We start from the raw sequence: 15,458 nt of genomic DNA, 5'->3' as shown, positions 1-15,458 counted from the left end.
TTCAATTTCCTCGATAGGTGGAGTAACCATAGGGACTGACGACCACCGGAACGTGGTAATGGCCCTCGTTGTCGGTAACGCGGAACGTCAGCGTGATTTCCGGAAAGAACGGCGATGCCGCCGCATCGGAATAGCGGGACATGTCGAAGCGCAGCTGGTAGCTGCCCGGTCCGAACGACTTTGCGTCCCCGAACGTGCGGACACGGCCGTTGGCATCGGTCGTGGCGGTTCCCACCTGCTGCCATCCGCCGTTTCCGACGCGCCTCAGCAGAACGACAGGAATGCCCGTGCCGCCGACCCCGCGCGCGAGATCGAGGACGTGGGTCGAAATGTCCGCCGCGGCGGCGGGCGTAGCGAATGCTGCGCCCAGCAGGGCTAGTGCGATCGTTTTCATCATCCATATCCTCGTGCAGTGGTGGAGCGGGCAAAGCGGGTAGCGAGTTGCGAAGGGCGCCGATGGTACATCGCGTTCACGGTCGACGGCCTCGATAGGGTCCAGTTGCCGATTGAGGCCGTATCGGTCCTGCGGCCTGGTACGATCGGGCATCTTGCCGTGCGCATGAGGGATACTTTCTCCGCCGAAGCGCCGCTGTCGCTGGTTGTCTATGGATAAGCGCGTAAGCGGCGGGCCGGCGAACAGTAGGGATCACTGATCGCTGGCGTAGCGGACCGGCAACCCGATTGCGGCTGATGCCCGCCCCGTGGTTTCGATCATGCAGGCCGCACCGCGAGGAAGCGATCCGCCGTCCGCAGCGACAATGCCATGATCGTCAGTGCCGGATTGGCGGCAAGTGCGCTCGGGAAGACCGAATTGTCGCAGATCAGCAGGTTGGGAATGTCGAAGCTGCGTCCGTCGGCGTCGACCACCGCGTCATCGCCGTTTGTCCCCATCCGGCAGGTGCCGATGGTATGCGCCGACCGATCGACCGCAAAAATGTCGCTCGCCCCCGCCGCTTCCCAGATCGCGGTCATCGTGCGGCGGGCATGGCGGTCGATCGCGTGTTCGTTGTGATGATAGCTGAAATCGATCCGCGCCTTGCGTTGGCCGAACGCATCGGTTTCGTCCGAGAGCGTCAGACGGTTGTCGGGATGCGGCAGGCAGTCGCCGTTGATCCCGATCCCCGCCATGCGGTTGTAGTTGCGCAGCAGCGCGCAAAGCGGTTCGCCCCATAGCCCGGCGCCCCGCGCAAGGCCGCTGGCCAGGTTGACCGGCAGGACGCCCAGGCTCTGGATCAGATAGCCGCCGACGAAATCGGCGTCGTCCGGCCGCAATCTGTCTTCGGTGATGAGCGACGAGGGATAGCCGCGATTCATCCGCATTTCGGCGTCGAAGCTGCCCCAGACCTGCGTCGCGACATGCGCCATGAAGTTACGGCCAACCTGCCCGCTGGAATTGGCGATGCCAAGGTTGAGCAGCAGGCGTGGCGTCTCCACGCCGCCCGCGCACAGAAAGACCGCGCGACAGCGCTGGCGGTGGTCGACCCCTTGCCGGCGATAGACGACCCCGCTGATCCGCCCGTCACTGTCGAATTCGAACGAGAGGACCCGCGCCTCGGCCCGCACTTCTGCGCCATGGGCGATCGCATGGGGCAGGTAGGTGGTGTCCATGCTGGTCTTGGCGGCGTTGCGACAACCCTGGTGACAGGTGCCGCAATTGACGCACGCCTGCCGCTGGCCCCAATCGGGCTGATCGCGGTCGCGCGAGACCAGCGCGGCGGGCGCATCGGTGACGGTGATGCCGACCGCGGCACATCCGCGCGCCATCGCATCCGCCGGGGCGTTGCGCGGCACGGGGGGATAGGCATAGCGGCGACCATCATCCCATGGATACTGCGCTGGCCCCGACACGCCGGTGAAATCCTCCACCTGTTCGATATAGCCGGTCAGTTCAGCATGATCGATCGGCCAGTCGGCCCCCTGTCCGGTCAGTGTCCGCAACTGCAGGTCACGCGGATCGGGGCGGGGGCAGAATGCACCCCAGTGCAGCGTCGATCCGCCGACGCCCATGCCGGAATTGTTCGGACCGAATGCGGTCGGGTCCGTGCCGCCGCTCAACCGCTCCTCCATCCAATAGATGTCGGCGGCCAGCTCGTCCGCGACATGCTCGTGCGGTTGAAAGGCACGGCCGGCCTCCAGTGCGACGACCGACAACCCCGCCTTCGCAAGTCGCGACAGGAGCGGCGCGCCGCCGGCACCGGTGCCGATAACAACGGCATCGACGACTTCGCCGGTGGAGAAGGGGGCGCGGCTCATGCGGACGTCTCCGCGGCCTGCTGCCATCGTTCGATGTCGTCGGCGGCGGTGCGGGTGTAGCCCTGCCTGCGCGGACCATCGCCGCCCACTGCAAAGCCGTCATAGCCGATCGCGGCCATCGCGGCGGGGGTCGCCATCCATTGGCGTACGATCTCGGCCCGGACATCGGCGAACCACAGCGCCATCTGCGCCGGTGACAGATGATCGGGATCATCCGCGATGCCTGCTTCTGCGGCATCGATCCGCTGTAACCAGTCGCGCTGCGCGTCGTCGGGCTGGCCTGCGAAGCCGCCGGTGATCCGGTCCAATGTCGCGAGGCCCCTTTGCCACGCCACCGGATCGGGCGGCAGGTCGGCAAAGCGCCAGCCATCGCCCGGCCCCTGCACGGCTACGCCGACCCGCCGCGCCAGATCGTGATCGGCGCCGCAGTCGGGCAATATCTGCGCGACCAGTGCGGCGACCAGTTGCAGCTCCGCGGCGGACCAGCCTGACGCCTCGCGCGACACCGGTCGGGTCCGCGCCAGCATCGCGGCGCGGGTCCGGCGGCTGACCCGATCCGATCCAAGCAGCCGCACGAACCCCGCCGGAAGCGTGGCACCTGCAACGGCGGCGATATGCCCCGCGATCGCGTCTGCCAGTGCTTCGGGCTGTTCATAAGGGATCAGATGCGCCGCGCCGTCGATCGTCGCGACCTTGCCATGCGGATAATGTGGTAGGTTCAGCGCTCGTTGTGCCACCTCGCCCAGATCGCCGTCCTCGGCCCCTGCAAGGATCAGTGCGGGGATGGCGACGGTTCCGACCCGCGACGACCAGTCCTCTCGACTGCCGCGCTCCAGCCAGCCCAGCCATGCCTCGCGGCTCGAGCGTAGGACATCGCCGATCGCCTGTTCGCGCAGCGGATCGGGCAGCGGGGCGGCGCAGTTGGCATCGACGAAGGTTTCGGCATCGGCCCGCGCAATCGAACCATCGGCGACCCAGGCTATCATCTGCGCCCTGCGATCGTCCTCCATCGGTTCGGGTGCGGGCGGGGACGCGGCGACCAGCACCACGCCGAGGATGCCGGCCAACCCTTCCTCCCCAGCGCCAGCCCGTGCGGCCACCAGCGAGACGATCTTGCCCCCCATGCTGTGTCCCACCAGCACACAGGCAGTCAGGCGATGCGCACGAATGGTATCGGCAAGGGCATCGGCCATCGCCGCGACATCGGCATAGCCGCGATCGGCACGCTCGCCGAACCCAGACAAGTCGAGCGAGAGGGACGGATGGTCGGACAGGTGCCTGCGTACAAGGTCCCATTCCCCGCCGCTTGCGCCGAGTGCGTGCAGAAATACCAAGGTCGGTTGCGTCATGCGGCCTCATCCAGCGAAGTCCCCTGCTGGACGACGCAGCGACGTCCGCGTTCCCGAATGTTCACGTCCAACAAAAATTAATTCGGATCAATATCCTGCAGGCGATCGGTTCCCGCCTTTCATGGCGCTCCATCTGCAGGACCGGCGATAGCGATGAACGCTCCCCCGCGATCAAGCCCTTTGTCGCCATGCCCCGATCTGGCCCGGACCGCCGGGCGTTGGGTTGTGGTCCAGCGGATGGGTCGTTGGCTGGCAGGCTGTCTGCCGGGACAGGAGCTTGGCGACCATATCGGCGTAGCGTTCTGCTGGTCAGGGCAGGACGATCTCCATCTGCGCCATGTCCGGCACGTCGGCTCCATCGACGACCGCACGATCGCTGGCGTCATGCGGGCGCTGCTGACGCCCTTTGCCGCCAGCCGGACGGCCCGACCATCGCGCCCTACCCGCACACGGCGGAATCCGGTCATCGCTGGCGACACACGGCGATGCCGCTCCCACCACGGCGATTAATGGGCGTTTACCGACGTCGATCCACCAGCCTCCAACCTCCGGATTCCTTCTTGAGGCCAATTCCTTAACATGTCTTACTGGTCCTACCAGAAACGACCATGTTGCGTTACGCTTAATTGACCTAATGCCAAAACCGGCAGATTAAAAACATAAGAATGCATCTCTGGTACTACCAGAATATCAGGAGAGGTGCCGTGGAAGTCTGGGCGCAGAATTACGATCCGTTGGGCAATATCTGGCTATCCAGCCTGGTTGCGGCCGTCCCGATCATCTTCTTCTTCCTCGCGCTGACCGTCTTTCGACTGAAGGGCTATGTAGCAGGTACCATCACGGTCGCGCTGACGCTGGCGGTCGCGATCGTTCTCTATGGTATGCCGGTCAACAGCGCACTGGCCGCCGGCGTGTTCGGCTTTTTCTACGGATTGTGGCCGATCGCGTGGATCATCCTCGGCGCGGTGTTCCTGTACCGGATCGCGGTCGCTACCGGAGCATTCGACATCATCCGCCAGTCGATCCTGACTGTTACTGAGGATCAACGGTTGCAACTGCTGCTCGTCGGGTTCGCGTTCGGCGCGTTTCTGGAAGGGGCGGCGGGGTTCGGCGCGCCGGTCGCGATCACCTCGGCTTTGCTGGTCGGGCTGGGGTTTCGTCCGCTCTATGCTGCCGGGCTATGCCTGATCGCCAATACCGCGCCGGTCGCCTTCGGCGCGATGGGCATCCCGATCGTCGTCGCGGGCCAGGTGACGGGCATCGATCCATTCCTGATCGGGCAGATGGCGGGGCGGCAGCTGCCGCTGCTGTCGGTCATTATTCCGTTCTGGCTGATCCTGATCATGGACGGTCCGCGCGGCGTGCGGGAGACATGGCCCGCGATCCTGGTCGCCGGCGGTTCGTTCGCGATCGTCCAGTTCCTGACCGCGCAGTTCATCGGTCCCGAGCTGCCCGACATCACCGCCGCGCTCGCCGCGCTGGTCGCGCTGCCGGTGTTCCTCCGCTTCTGGCAGCCCGAGCGCATCTTCCGCTTCGATGCGGCGGAGGTCGCCGCCGATGGTGCGGTCCCGGTTGCGCCGATCACGACGCAGACGGTGCGCCATACCCCGGCGAAGATCGCCTGGGCCTGGTCGCCGTTCCTGATCCTGACCGTGTTCGTCACGCTGTGGAGCCTCGCCCCGGTCAAGGCGCTGTTCGCGGCCGACGGGCCGCTTGCCCATCTGGTCCTGAAACTGCATGTGCCGTTCCTCGACAAGCTGGTCGCGAAGGTGCCGCCGATCGTGAAGCAGGTCACGCCCTATGAAGCGGTCTACAAGTTCGACTGGCTGTCGGCGACCGGCACCGCGATCATGCTGGCCGCGATCGTCACCATCGCCTTCCTGCGGATGAAGCCTGCCGCTGCGGCGCGCACCTTTGCCGAAACGCTCAAGAGCCTGGCGATCCCGATCTATTCGATCGGCATGGTCCTCGCCTTCGCGTTCCTTGCCAATTATTCGGGATTGTCGGCGACGCTGGCACTGGCGCTGGCCCATACCGGCTCGGCATTCACCTTCTTTTCACCGTTCCTGGGGTGGCTGGGCGTGTTCCTGACCGGATCGGACACTTCGGCAAACGCGCTGTTCGCCGCCCTCCAGGCCAATACCGCGCATCAGATCGGGGTCAGCGACGTGCTGCTGGTCGCGGTCAACACCACCGGCGGCGTCACCGGCAAGATGATCTCGCCGCAGTCGATCGCGATCGCCTGCGCCGCGGTCGGGTTGGTCGGCAAGGAATCGGACCTGTTCCGCTTCACCGTGCGCCACAGCCTGCCATTATGTGCGCTGGTCGGGATCATCACCACGATCCAGGCGTATCTCGTTCCGTGGATGATCCCGTGAGCGCCGCCGGAACCGCGGTGCCCAGCGTGTCGGGCCGGGCGGAGGCCGCGATCGAGGCTCTGATCGCCGAACGCAAGCTGCTGCCCGGCGCGCGCCTTCCGTCCGAACGCGCATTGGCCGAGACGCTGGGTGTATCGCGCAACATCCTGCGCGAGGCGATGACGCGATTGGTGGCGCAGGGGCGGATCATCGTCCGCCCGCGCGCCGGCGCGATCCTTGCCGAGCCGTCGGCGCAGTGGACCGAGCAGATGATCGCCGAACCGCTCGCGCCGCTTGTCGAGGGTAATCCCGGCTATGGCCACGACATCTTCGAGGTCCGCGAGTCGCTCGACGGGACCGCGGCCTATCACGCGGCGCGACGTGCCGACGCGGTCGACAAGGACCGCATTCGCCGCCGCTTCGACGCGATGGAGAAGCTCCACGTGATCGGCGACGTCGCGGCCGAGGCACATGCCGATGCTGCCTTCCACCTCGCCATTGCCCATGCGTCGCGCAACGCGGTACTGACGCACGTGATGTCCAGCCTGTTCGGGTTGCTCCACACCAGCATTTCGCAAACCCGCGAAAAGATTTACGCGGTGCCGCACACCTTCGAGGAACTGTCGGCGCAGCACCGCGCGATCATGGATCGGATCGTCGCGGGCGATGCCGACGGCGCACGCGATGCGGCCGACGTCCATCTCGAATTCGTGCGTACCACCGTCCGGCGGGTAGAGGACGACATCGCCCGAACCGAACGCGCCGCTGCCGCGCGCAGCGCCGGCACCGTGCTTTAATCTCAGGAACGAGCCGATGATCATCTCTGCAACCACCGACTATCGCGAAGCGGCGCGGCGACGCCTGCCGCCGTTCCTGTTCCACTATATCGACGGCGGGGCCTATGCCGAACATACGCTGCGCCATAATGTCTCCGACCTGTCCGAGGTCGCGTTGCGCCAGCGCGTGCTGCGCGATGTCGCCGATATCGACCTGTCCACCACCTTGTTCGGCCGGTCTCTCGCGATGCCGGTGGTGCTGGCGCCCGTCGGGCTGACCGGCATGTACGCGCGGCGGGGTGAGGTGCAGGCGGCACGAGCGGCGGCGACTAAGAGGATACCCTTCACGCTGTCGACCGTCTCGGTCTGCGCGATCGACGAGGTGCAGCGCCAGTTGAGCGCACCGATCTGGTTCCAGCTCTATGTCCTGAAGGATCGCGGCTTCATGCGCGACGCGCTGGAGCGCGCGCAGGCGGCCGGGGTCGAAACGCTGGTCTTTACCGTGGACATGCCGGTGCCGGGCGCACGCTACCGCGACGCGCATTCGGGGATGTCGGGGCCGAACGCCGCGTGGCGGCGGATGCTGCAGGCGGTTACGCATCCGCGCTGGGCATGGGACGTCGGTATCCACGGCCGGCCGCACGATCTGGGCAACATCTCGGCCTATCGCGGCGCCGCGACCGGCCTTGCGGACTATATCGGCTGGCTTGGCGCCAATTTCGATCCGTCGATCAGCTGGCGCGACCTGCAATGGATCCGGGACATCTGGAAGGGGTCGATCGTCATCAAGGGCATTCTCGATGTCGAGGATGCGCGCGAAGCGGTGCGTTTCGGTGCGCAGGGCATCGTCGTGTCGAACCATGGCGGACGGCAGCTCGACGGCGTGTTGTCGTCGGCGCGTGCGTTGCCGGCAATCGCCGATGCGGTGAAGGGGCAGGTGTCGATCCTCGCCGACTCCGGGATACGCTCGGGTCTGGACGTCGTGCGGATGCTGGCGCTCGGCGCCGATGCAGCAATGCTCGGCCGTGCGTTCATTTATGCGTTGGCCGCCGATGGGCAGGCGGGGGTCGCCAACCTCCTCGAACTGTTCGACCGCGAGATGCGGGTGGCGATGGCGCTGACCGGCGTGCGGACGATCGCGGACATCGATCCGACCATCATCGCGCGCTGACGCCGACCGCACCGGCGCGGACGCCGGACCATCAGGATAGGGGATACAGGATGCCGCACTCCAGGCAGCGGACGACCCGTGCCGTCTTGCTTTCGGGACTGATGCTGGCGGGCACGACGCCCGCCGCTGCGCAGACCGCCGCGGACTATCAGGCATTGCGCAACAAGGTGGACGCGTTGCAGCGACAGCTCGACACGGTGCAGCGCGCGCTGGCCGCGACCCAGCCGAGCCAGACGTTACCGGCCGTGGTGGCCGCCGCATCGCCCACGGCCACGGCCGCCACGTCACAGCCGCAGGGCGTCCGCGACCCGCTGCCCCGGCCGGCGGGTGCGCCGTCGATTACGGCGCAGGGCGGACCTTCGACGCTGCCGGCGGGCTATGGCTTTCGGATCGGCGAAACCAGCTTTCGCATCAACGGCTTTATCAAGGGCGACCTGATCTTCAGCCGCTATGGCAATGGCGACACCGCGACCAATCCGCTGGGACGCGAGCTGTCGCTGCCCCAGTCGATCCCGGTCGGCGGGCGGCGATCGGGCATCCTCGCTGATGCGTCGGCGAAACAGTCGCGCATCGCGTTCCAGACCGCGACACCGGTCGGCGCCAGCACCGTGACGACACTGATCGAGGCGGATTTCCAGGTAGCCCCGACGGTTTCGGGCGGAGAGCGCGCGCTCAATCCCTATGCCTTCGGCCTGCGCCGCGCGGTCGCGGGCTATGGTGGCTTTGCGGTCGGACAGGATTGGAGCAACTTCCAATATGTCGCAGCACTGCCCGAAACCGCCGATTTCGTCGGGGTGACCGATGGCACCGTGTTGGTCCGCCAGATGCAGTTGCGCTACAGTCGGCCGGTTGGCAGGGGGTGGAGCATCTCGGCCTCGATCGAGAACCCGGAAACGGTGTCGGCGATGGCGGGTGCGCCCGCCTTGTCGGACAATGACGACGACAGCATCCCCGACCTGACCGGGCAGCTGCTCTGGTCGGCGAAGGGGGCCAGCCTGTCCCTGACCGGATTGTTGCGTTCGATGCGGGTCGATCCGGCGAATGGTCGCCCGGCGGCCACCGCACGGGGCTATGGCATGTCGCTGGCCGGGATCGCGCCCCTGCCGACCGGAACGGGGGATGATATCCGCTTCATGATGACGGGCGGGCGCGGGCTGGGTCGGTATGTCGGTGCGAACGTTGCCGCCGATGCGATCTATGATGCCGCGGACGACAGGCTGGAGCCGGTACCGCTGCTCGCCGGGTTTGTCGGCGTTCGCCATTTCTGGACGCCGGGGCTGCGCAGCACCTGGATGGGTTCGTTCCAGCGGATCTGGAACCCGGCATCGGCATCGCCGCTATCGACCCGACAGGTGTGGGACACCGCGGTCAACCTCTTCGTCTCGCCGCTGCCGCGCCTCGACCTTGGCGTCGAGTTGCGTGTGTCGCACCGCGAACTCGCCAACGGCGTGAGCGGGACGCTCGACCGGCTGCATTTTACCGTGAAGCAGGGCTTCTGAGCCGGATCGAACACAGGAGCGCGGGCCGCTGCCGTCCTTGTCTGGCCTAGGCCGACGGACACTGACCCTGGCGAGGCTATGCTCGCGTACTGGCTTCCAGTTTCAGTTCCCTCATCACGGTGGCGAGATGGGCCAGCGCCGCTTCGGTCGGGCCGGGATATGCACCTTCGATCGGTTGATCGCCGATATAGCCCATATCGGCCTTGCCTTCGGGCAGGCTGTAGAAGCCCAGCACGAACAGGTTGCGTAGCCTGTCCATGAACGCGACCGGCTTAACCATGGCGGCGGCGGGGGAGGCGGCGGTCAACGCGTCGAGTAGCATGGCGCGTTGCGCAGCGGTCAGCGCGATGAAGGATGCCTGGTGGAGCGATTGGCTCTGCGCGTCGAGCCATGCCAGCCCGGCGACGATCGTGGTCCGGTCGTCCTGTTGGCGCGGATAGGGCGCGCTGATCCATTCGTCGACAAAGGCACCGACGCCGAGCTTGCCGGCACCCGGCGACGCCGCATCGGCCGGCAGGATCATGTCGCCGAGCATGTCGATGGCGGCACGCTGCGCCTTGGTAAAGGTCAGCGGCCACGGCACCTTGGGATCGGCAAGGTCGGGATCGCGCCCATAGCCCCTGGTCGGCGGCAAGGGGGCAACCGTTGCCGGCCAGTCGGCCACGGCGAACGGGGGTGGCGTTCCGGCCCCTGTCGCGACCGCGCCGAATGCTGGCGTCCATGGCGCAATCGACAGCGTGGTGGCGGTAGCGAACCATTGCAGCGTCGTACGGCGGGTGATCGTCATGCCAAGGCTCCCGAGGTCAGGCGTGCGGCCAGTCGTTCCGATGCCCGCAACGCGAGCGCGAGGATGGTCAGCGTAGGGTTCTTGTGCGGTCCCGATGCAAAGGTCGCGCCGTCCATCAGCACGATATTGTCGACGTCCCATGTCTGACCGAAACTGTCGACGACCGAGCTTCGCCGGTCGACACCCATTCGCGCGGTGCCGAGTTCATGGATGATCTCTCCGCCGGCGGTCATGATTTTTTCGGGCGGCAGGTCGGGATCGAGGATCGTGCCGTTCAGCCGCCGGAACACCGAATGGGCGGCGCGGCGGCCATGCGCGACCTGATTGACTTCATGTCGCGACCATTTGAACGCGAAGCGCAGCACGGGGATGCCGAAGCGGTCCTTCACCTGGGGATCGATCTCGCAGAAACTGTCCTTGTTGGGGATCATCTCGCCGCGCAGCACGAGCGCGATCGTCGCGCCGGAGCGTTCGCGCACCACCTGTTTCAGCGCCGAACCCCACAGCCGTGGCAGAACGTTGTCGGGCGGGATGCCGAAGCGGCCGCCAATCTCAAAATGATAGCCGCGCGGAAAGTCCAGCTCGCCGCGCTTCTGCTGTTCGTACAGCCAGAACGGAATGTAGATATGCTGGCCGCCGATCCCGTCCTCATTATAGCGGGGTCGGTTGGCGAGGCCGGGGATATAGGCGCGAAACGATGCGCCGGTGGAATCGGTCAGGTTGCGGCCGAGTTCGCCCGACGAATTGGCAAGGCCGCGCCCCTCCTGACCCGAATTGAGCAGCAGGCGGGTCGTCTCACCGGTACCGGCGGCCAGCACGACCGCGCGTGCCGTTACCTGATGGCGCCGACCGGTCTTGCGATCGACATATTCGACGCCCGCCGCACGCCTGCCCGACGCCATCACCACGCGCGACACCATCGCATCGGTCACCACGCGCAGCTTGCCCGTCGCCCTGGCCATCGGCAGCAGCGAGGTCGTGGTCTGGAACATTGCGCCGATCGTGCAGCCACGCGTGCAGGGCGTGGCGTTGAAGCACGCGTTGCGCGGGGCGACCTTGTCGGGCATGTCGCGGGTCAGCACCGCGGTGTGCGCGGCGCGGACGGGAATGCCCAGGCTTTCCGCCGCCGCGGTAATCAGCATTTCGGGCACTCGCGGCTTTGGCGGGGGCATCAGGCAGTCGGCGGGCGAATCCGGGTGGTTCTCCAACCCGATCGGGCCGCCATTGACCCCGATTAGGCGCTCGACCCGGTCATAGAATGGCGCCACGTCGTCATAGCCGATCGGCCAGTCGACGCCCAGTCCGTCGCGCGAAAAGGGCTTGAAGTCGTAGGCGCCGAAGCGCGGAACGTGGCGCCCCCAATGGTTGGTGCGTCCGCCCAGCATCCGCGGGCGATACCAGCGAAAGTCGGTGCCCTCGCGGATCGTATATGGCTCGCCATCGACCTGCCAGCCACCATCGACCGTCGCGTCGAAATAGCCGAACGGCTTGTCGGGCGTGCCGGTCCCGCGCAGCGGGGCATCGCTTTCGGGTGCGAACATATTGACCTCGGCCTGCGGGTCGTAATTGCGTCCGGCCTCCAGCATCAGGCAGCTAAGGCCCGCCTTGGTCAGGCTGTAGGCCGCCATCCCGCCGGCCGCGCCCGATCCGACGATGATGATGTCGACCGTGGCGTCGGCGGCAGCCCTTGCCGCCTGCGTCACTTTGCCGCTCCCAACGCCGACGCGCCGATCCGGCGCAGCTTGATGTTGCGGAACGCGACCGGCTCGCCGTGGTCCTGCAAGCCGATCACACCGCTGGGAAACGTGCCGAACAACGGCATCTTTGCGAATTTCGATCCGGCGACCCGTTTGCGCCATGCATCGTCGCCATAGGAAACGTCTGCGGTCAACGTCCCGTTCAGCCATTGCCGGATGCGTCCGCCTTCGACCAGCAGCCGCGCCCGGTTCCAGCTTCCCGCAGGACGCGATGCGTCGGCCGGGGGCACCGTGATGTCGTAGAGCGAACCGGCCCGATGGGTCGGGATCCTGCCATCCGAATGCCCCTGATCGTCGAGGACCTGCATCTCCAACCCGGTCTGGTACAACAGTGGTGCGTCCGGCATCCTGCGCGCCAGATAGAGGATGCCGCTGTTGCCGCCGCGTTCGACCTTCCAGTCCAGCGTCAGCTCGAACGCACCAAAGGTATCGGCGGTCACCAGATCGGTTCCGCTCATCTGCCCGTCGGCCTTGGTCAGCGCGAGCGTGCCGTCGCGCACCGTCCAGGTCGACGCCGGGGCTGAACCGTCGAACGATCGCCATCCCGACAGGTCGCGTCCGTTGAACAGCAACTGCCACCCCTGCGCGCGTTCCTGCGCCGTCAGGACGTTGGCACGTTCCTGGGCGGGCTGCGGTTGGACGGCCGATGCCATCAGCACGAGGGACGCGCCGATGCCGAATGCGATGCGCATGGTGGTTCTCCTAAGTTATCGCCGTGCATATACGCCGCCGTTGTCAAAGGCTTACCGACTCCACGCTCGTTTACAAGGGAGCCAACCGAAGCTGCGCGTGGTGCTATGACGTCCACGGCGGCACGTGCATCGATGGGTGTGGCCGCACCGAACGTTGCAAGCGCGAAGGCACACCGATCTAACCGACCGTCGCGCAACGCCGCCTTGCGGTGGCAGCAAATCCAACGGGCGATGACCTGCACGAGCCTGCTTGACGAATAAATCTACATATGTGACTTTTGCGCATGGCCCGAGTCCGCCGCCCTTCCAGACAGATGCTTGCGCTGCTCGCTGCGCTGTCCGCGCGTACGCAGCAGTGGCGCTATGGCTATGACCTGATGAAGGAGACCGGGCTGCAATCGGGTACGTTGTACCCGCTGCTGATGCGGATGACCGATCAGGGGCTAGTCGAGGCGGAATGGCATCCTCCCGAGCGGCTGGGCCGTCCGGCGCGCCACGCCTATCGCCTGACTGCGACGGGGGTTGCCTTGGCACATGAATCGATCGATCCGGCAGGCTTTCCGGGCAGGGGAGTGGTGCAGGCATGAAGGCATCGCTGGCACGCGCCCTGATGGCATTGGCCATCGCCTGCATGGAGGAACGTCGTCGTCCCTGGGGTCTTGCCATGCAGGCAGAGCTGGAGGTTGCGATCGAGGTGGGCGGTGCGCTTCGCTTCGCATCGGGTTGCCTGCTTGCCGCCGTGGTTCGCCTGCCGGTCCATGCGGAAGGTCGCTTCACCCTGACCGCGCATTTCCTCGCGCTTGGCCTGATGGTCCCGCTGGCGGGGTTGCAGCTTGGTTGCGCGTTGTTCGATTTCCCGTTCTTCGTCCCGGATGCCGGGGTCATCGACCTGATCGCACGACAGAATCCGCTGACCGTCAGCGCCTATCGAATGGTGGTGCCATCGGTCATCGGCCTGTTGCTGGTTCTCGGCGTCGGACATCTGCGCATGGCGTGGCTCATCCTCGAAAGGGACTGGCCACGGGTCGTAAAGACGGCGTCGCTGACGCTGGCGGCGACCGTCACCGTTCTTCCGGTCATGGCGTTGCTATACCTCGATCTGACGCAGCTGTTGTTACAGACGGCGATCCTGATCGTCGAACTGTTCATGCTGAGCGCAATGGCGCGCTGGCATGGTGAATTGTCCGAACGCGGCGTGCCGCGCAACGTGGCCGACTGACGTCCTGAGAATTGTGAACGCCGCTGCGTCGCCGCGCTGCGCATCGGAGCCGCTTGCCCGTTTCACGAGAGGAGGCCGATCATGCGTATGATCCCGACATTGCTGTTCCTCGGCGCGCTGGTCGCGGGTCCCGCGACGGCCCAGGCGCGAGATTGTCCGATACGCGACGAGGCGTCAGGCGGACCGGTCGATGCTCGCGTCCGTCGCATCATGGCCAACCTGCGTCTTCCGGTACAGGTGCCGGGCGAGCGCGCGTCCACGCTGGGCGAACGGATGCGGGCCTATGGCGTGCCGGGTGTCAGCGTCGCGGTCATTCATCGCGGCAGGATCGCCTGGGCGCGAGGCTGGGGTGTTCGGGACGCCGCGACCTGCGCGCCGGTAACCCCGGATACCATGTTTCAGGCCGCATCGATCAGCAAGGTGGTGACCGCGATGCTGGCGCTGCGGCTGGTAGAGCAGGGCAAGATCGCCCTCGACAACGACATCAACACTGCATTGCGCAGTTGGCATTTGCCGCCCGATGCGAAACTCGCACCGCGGGGCGTGACGCTGCGGCAATTGCTCAGCCATACCGCCGGTCTGGGGGTACACGGGTTTGCGGGCTACGCGACCGGGGCGCCGCTCCCAAGCACGGTACAGATCCTGGAGGGCAGTTCGCCGGCGAATAGCGAAGCGGTCCGCAGCACCCTGCCAGCGGGCGGGCAATGGCGCTATTCGGGTGGGGGGTATGTCGTGACCCAACTCGCCTTGTCGGATGTGAGCGGCCTGTCGTTCGCTCGGTTGGCCGACCGTGACATTCTACGCCCGCTTCGCATGGCGCACAGCACATTCTCGCTGACATCCGCCCCGACGATCCACAGCGATCTCGCCTTCGGACACGCGAACGGCCAGCCGATTGCGGGTAATTACCACGTCTATCCCGAACTCGGCCCCGCCGGGCTATGGACCACTGCCCGCGACCTGGCGCGATTGCTGATCGACGTGCAGGCGTCTGCGCAGGGTCGGCCGGGCCACCGATTGTCACCGGCGATGACCGCGACGATGCTGACCCCGGTTCGCGGCAATTGGGGGCTTGGCCCGATGCTCTACACCGATGGGGCAAGGCGCTTCGGGCATGACGGGGTGAACGAGGGCTACCAGTCGTCGATGGTGGCCTATGCCGACAGGGGCGATGGGATCGCGATCCTGACCAATGGCGGGCAGGGGCGACGTCTGATGGACGAGATCGTCCGCGCGGTAGCGACCGAATATGGCTGGAGCGAAATCGCGGCGCCCGCCGCCACGGAACAGCAACTGTCCGCGGCCGCATTGTCCAAACGGGCGGGGCGGTTCGATGGCGGCGACCTGTCGGTCACCTTCGAAGCGCGCAAGGACGGGCTGTACGCGCATACCGGCGGGCCTGCTCCCGAACGGCTGATCGCCCTGCCCGGCGATCGGTTCTTCACAGCCGGCATGGGCATCGTCATTCGGTTCGCCCCGGATGCCGACCACTTCGACATCATCGAAGGCGGGCCACCGATCAGGTTCGAGCGTCAGCCGACATCTGAAAATACGGAAGGACCGAAGCCGGGCTGATCTCGGATTGGCATGTACGATCG

The 15,458-nt window shown here is 66.2% G+C and carries 13 protein-coding genes; 7 read left to right on the top strand and 6 right to left on the bottom strand.

Features of this window, described 5'->3' with window-relative positions; translation table 11 throughout:
- Window position 1 precedes the first annotated feature (1 nt).
- From uraH to QZ755_RS09460, 3 genes are all read right to left on the bottom strand, one after another.
- Window positions 2-547 (bottom strand): hydroxyisourate hydrolase, encoded by a 546-nt coding sequence (gene uraH, locus QZ755_RS09470; RefSeq protein WP_366509173.1) that lies wholly within the window; start codon window positions 545-547, stop codon window positions 2-4.
- 164 nt (window positions 548-711) lie between these two features.
- Complete coding sequence (locus QZ755_RS09465; RefSeq protein WP_294322209.1) at window positions 712-2,253, bottom strand: GMC family oxidoreductase; 1,542 nt, start codon at window positions 2,251-2,253, stop codon at window positions 712-714.
- Window positions 2,250-3,602: an alpha/beta hydrolase gene (locus tag QZ755_RS09460; protein WP_294322208.1), complete on the bottom strand. Its 1,353-nt coding sequence runs from the start codon at window positions 3,600-3,602 to the stop codon at window positions 2,250-2,252. Before QZ755_RS09460 ends, QZ755_RS09465 begins: the two co-directional genes overlap by 4 nt.
- A 704-nt stretch (window positions 3,603-4,306) precedes the next feature.
- On the opposite strand from QZ755_RS09460, the gene lldP reads away from it, so the two are divergent.
- The 4 genes from lldP to QZ755_RS09440 are packed head-to-tail and all read left to right on the top strand — an operon-like array spanning window position 4,307 to window position 9,405.
- The gene (lldP, locus tag QZ755_RS09455) at window positions 4,307-5,980 is read left to right on the top strand and encodes an L-lactate permease (RefSeq protein WP_294322206.1); all 1,674 of its coding nucleotides are present in this window, start codon (window positions 4,307-4,309) and stop codon (window positions 5,978-5,980) included.
- Window positions 5,977-6,756, top strand: coding sequence for an FCD domain-containing protein (locus tag QZ755_RS09450; RefSeq protein WP_294322204.1), 780 nt, complete (start codon window positions 5,977-5,979; stop codon window positions 6,754-6,756). Before lldP ends, QZ755_RS09450 begins: the two co-directional genes overlap by 4 nt.
- 16 nt (window positions 6,757-6,772) lie before the next feature.
- Window positions 6,773-7,906 carry an FMN-dependent L-lactate dehydrogenase LldD gene (gene lldD / locus QZ755_RS09445; protein WP_294322202.1) on the top strand — a complete coding sequence of 378 codons (1,134 nt, stop codon included), beginning with the start codon at window positions 6,773-6,775 and terminating at the stop codon, window positions 7,904-7,906.
- Window positions 7,907-7,956: 50 nt separating this feature from the next.
- Entirely contained in the window at window positions 7,957-9,405 is a 1,449-nt protein-coding gene (locus QZ755_RS09440) for a DcaP family trimeric outer membrane transporter (RefSeq protein WP_294322200.1), read from the top strand.
- A 76-nt stretch (window positions 9,406-9,481) separates the two neighbouring features.
- Here the strand turns inward: QZ755_RS09440 and QZ755_RS09435 are convergent, their stop codons facing one another.
- The 3 genes from QZ755_RS09435 to QZ755_RS09425 are packed head-to-tail and all read right to left on the bottom strand — an operon-like array spanning window position 9,482 to window position 12,641.
- A complete protein-coding gene (locus QZ755_RS09435; protein WP_294322199.1) occupies window positions 9,482-10,192 on the bottom strand; it encodes a gluconate 2-dehydrogenase subunit 3 family protein in 711 nt (236 codons plus the stop codon).
- Window positions 10,189-11,895 (bottom strand): GMC family oxidoreductase, encoded by a 1,707-nt coding sequence (locus QZ755_RS09430; protein WP_294322197.1) that lies wholly within the window; start codon window positions 11,893-11,895, stop codon window positions 10,189-10,191. The genes QZ755_RS09435 and QZ755_RS09430 overlap by 4 nt, the downstream gene beginning before the upstream one ends.
- Window positions 11,892-12,641, bottom strand: coding sequence for a DUF1080 domain-containing protein (locus tag QZ755_RS09425; protein ID WP_294322196.1), 750 nt, complete (start codon window positions 12,639-12,641; stop codon window positions 11,892-11,894). The genes QZ755_RS09430 and QZ755_RS09425 overlap by 4 nt, the downstream gene beginning before the upstream one ends.
- Window positions 12,642-12,955: 314 nt before the next feature.
- Here QZ755_RS09425 and QZ755_RS09420 point away from each other — a divergent pair, with 314 nt between their 5' ends.
- From QZ755_RS09420 to QZ755_RS09410, 3 genes are all read left to right on the top strand, one after another.
- Complete coding sequence (locus QZ755_RS09420) at window positions 12,956-13,228, top strand: PadR family transcriptional regulator (RefSeq protein ID WP_294322194.1); 273 nt, start codon at window positions 12,956-12,958, stop codon at window positions 13,226-13,228.
- Entirely contained in the window at window positions 13,225-13,860 is a 636-nt protein-coding gene (locus QZ755_RS09415; RefSeq protein ID WP_294322192.1) for a hypothetical protein, read from the top strand. Before QZ755_RS09420 ends, QZ755_RS09415 begins: the two co-directional genes overlap by 4 nt.
- A gap of 81 nt (window positions 13,861-13,941) precedes the next feature.
- Window positions 13,942-15,435, top strand: coding sequence for a serine hydrolase domain-containing protein (locus QZ755_RS09410; protein ID WP_294322190.1), 1,494 nt, complete (start codon window positions 13,942-13,944; stop codon window positions 15,433-15,435).
- The last annotated feature ends 23 nt before the right edge of the window (window positions 15,436-15,458 follow it).

This window comes from uncultured Sphingomonas sp. (assembly GCF_913776855.1).
GTDB lineage: Bacteria > Pseudomonadota > Alphaproteobacteria > Sphingomonadales > Sphingomonadaceae > Sphingomonas.
Note: the sequence above shows the minus strand (reverse complement) of the source record. Positions and strands in the feature narration are given on the sequence as shown.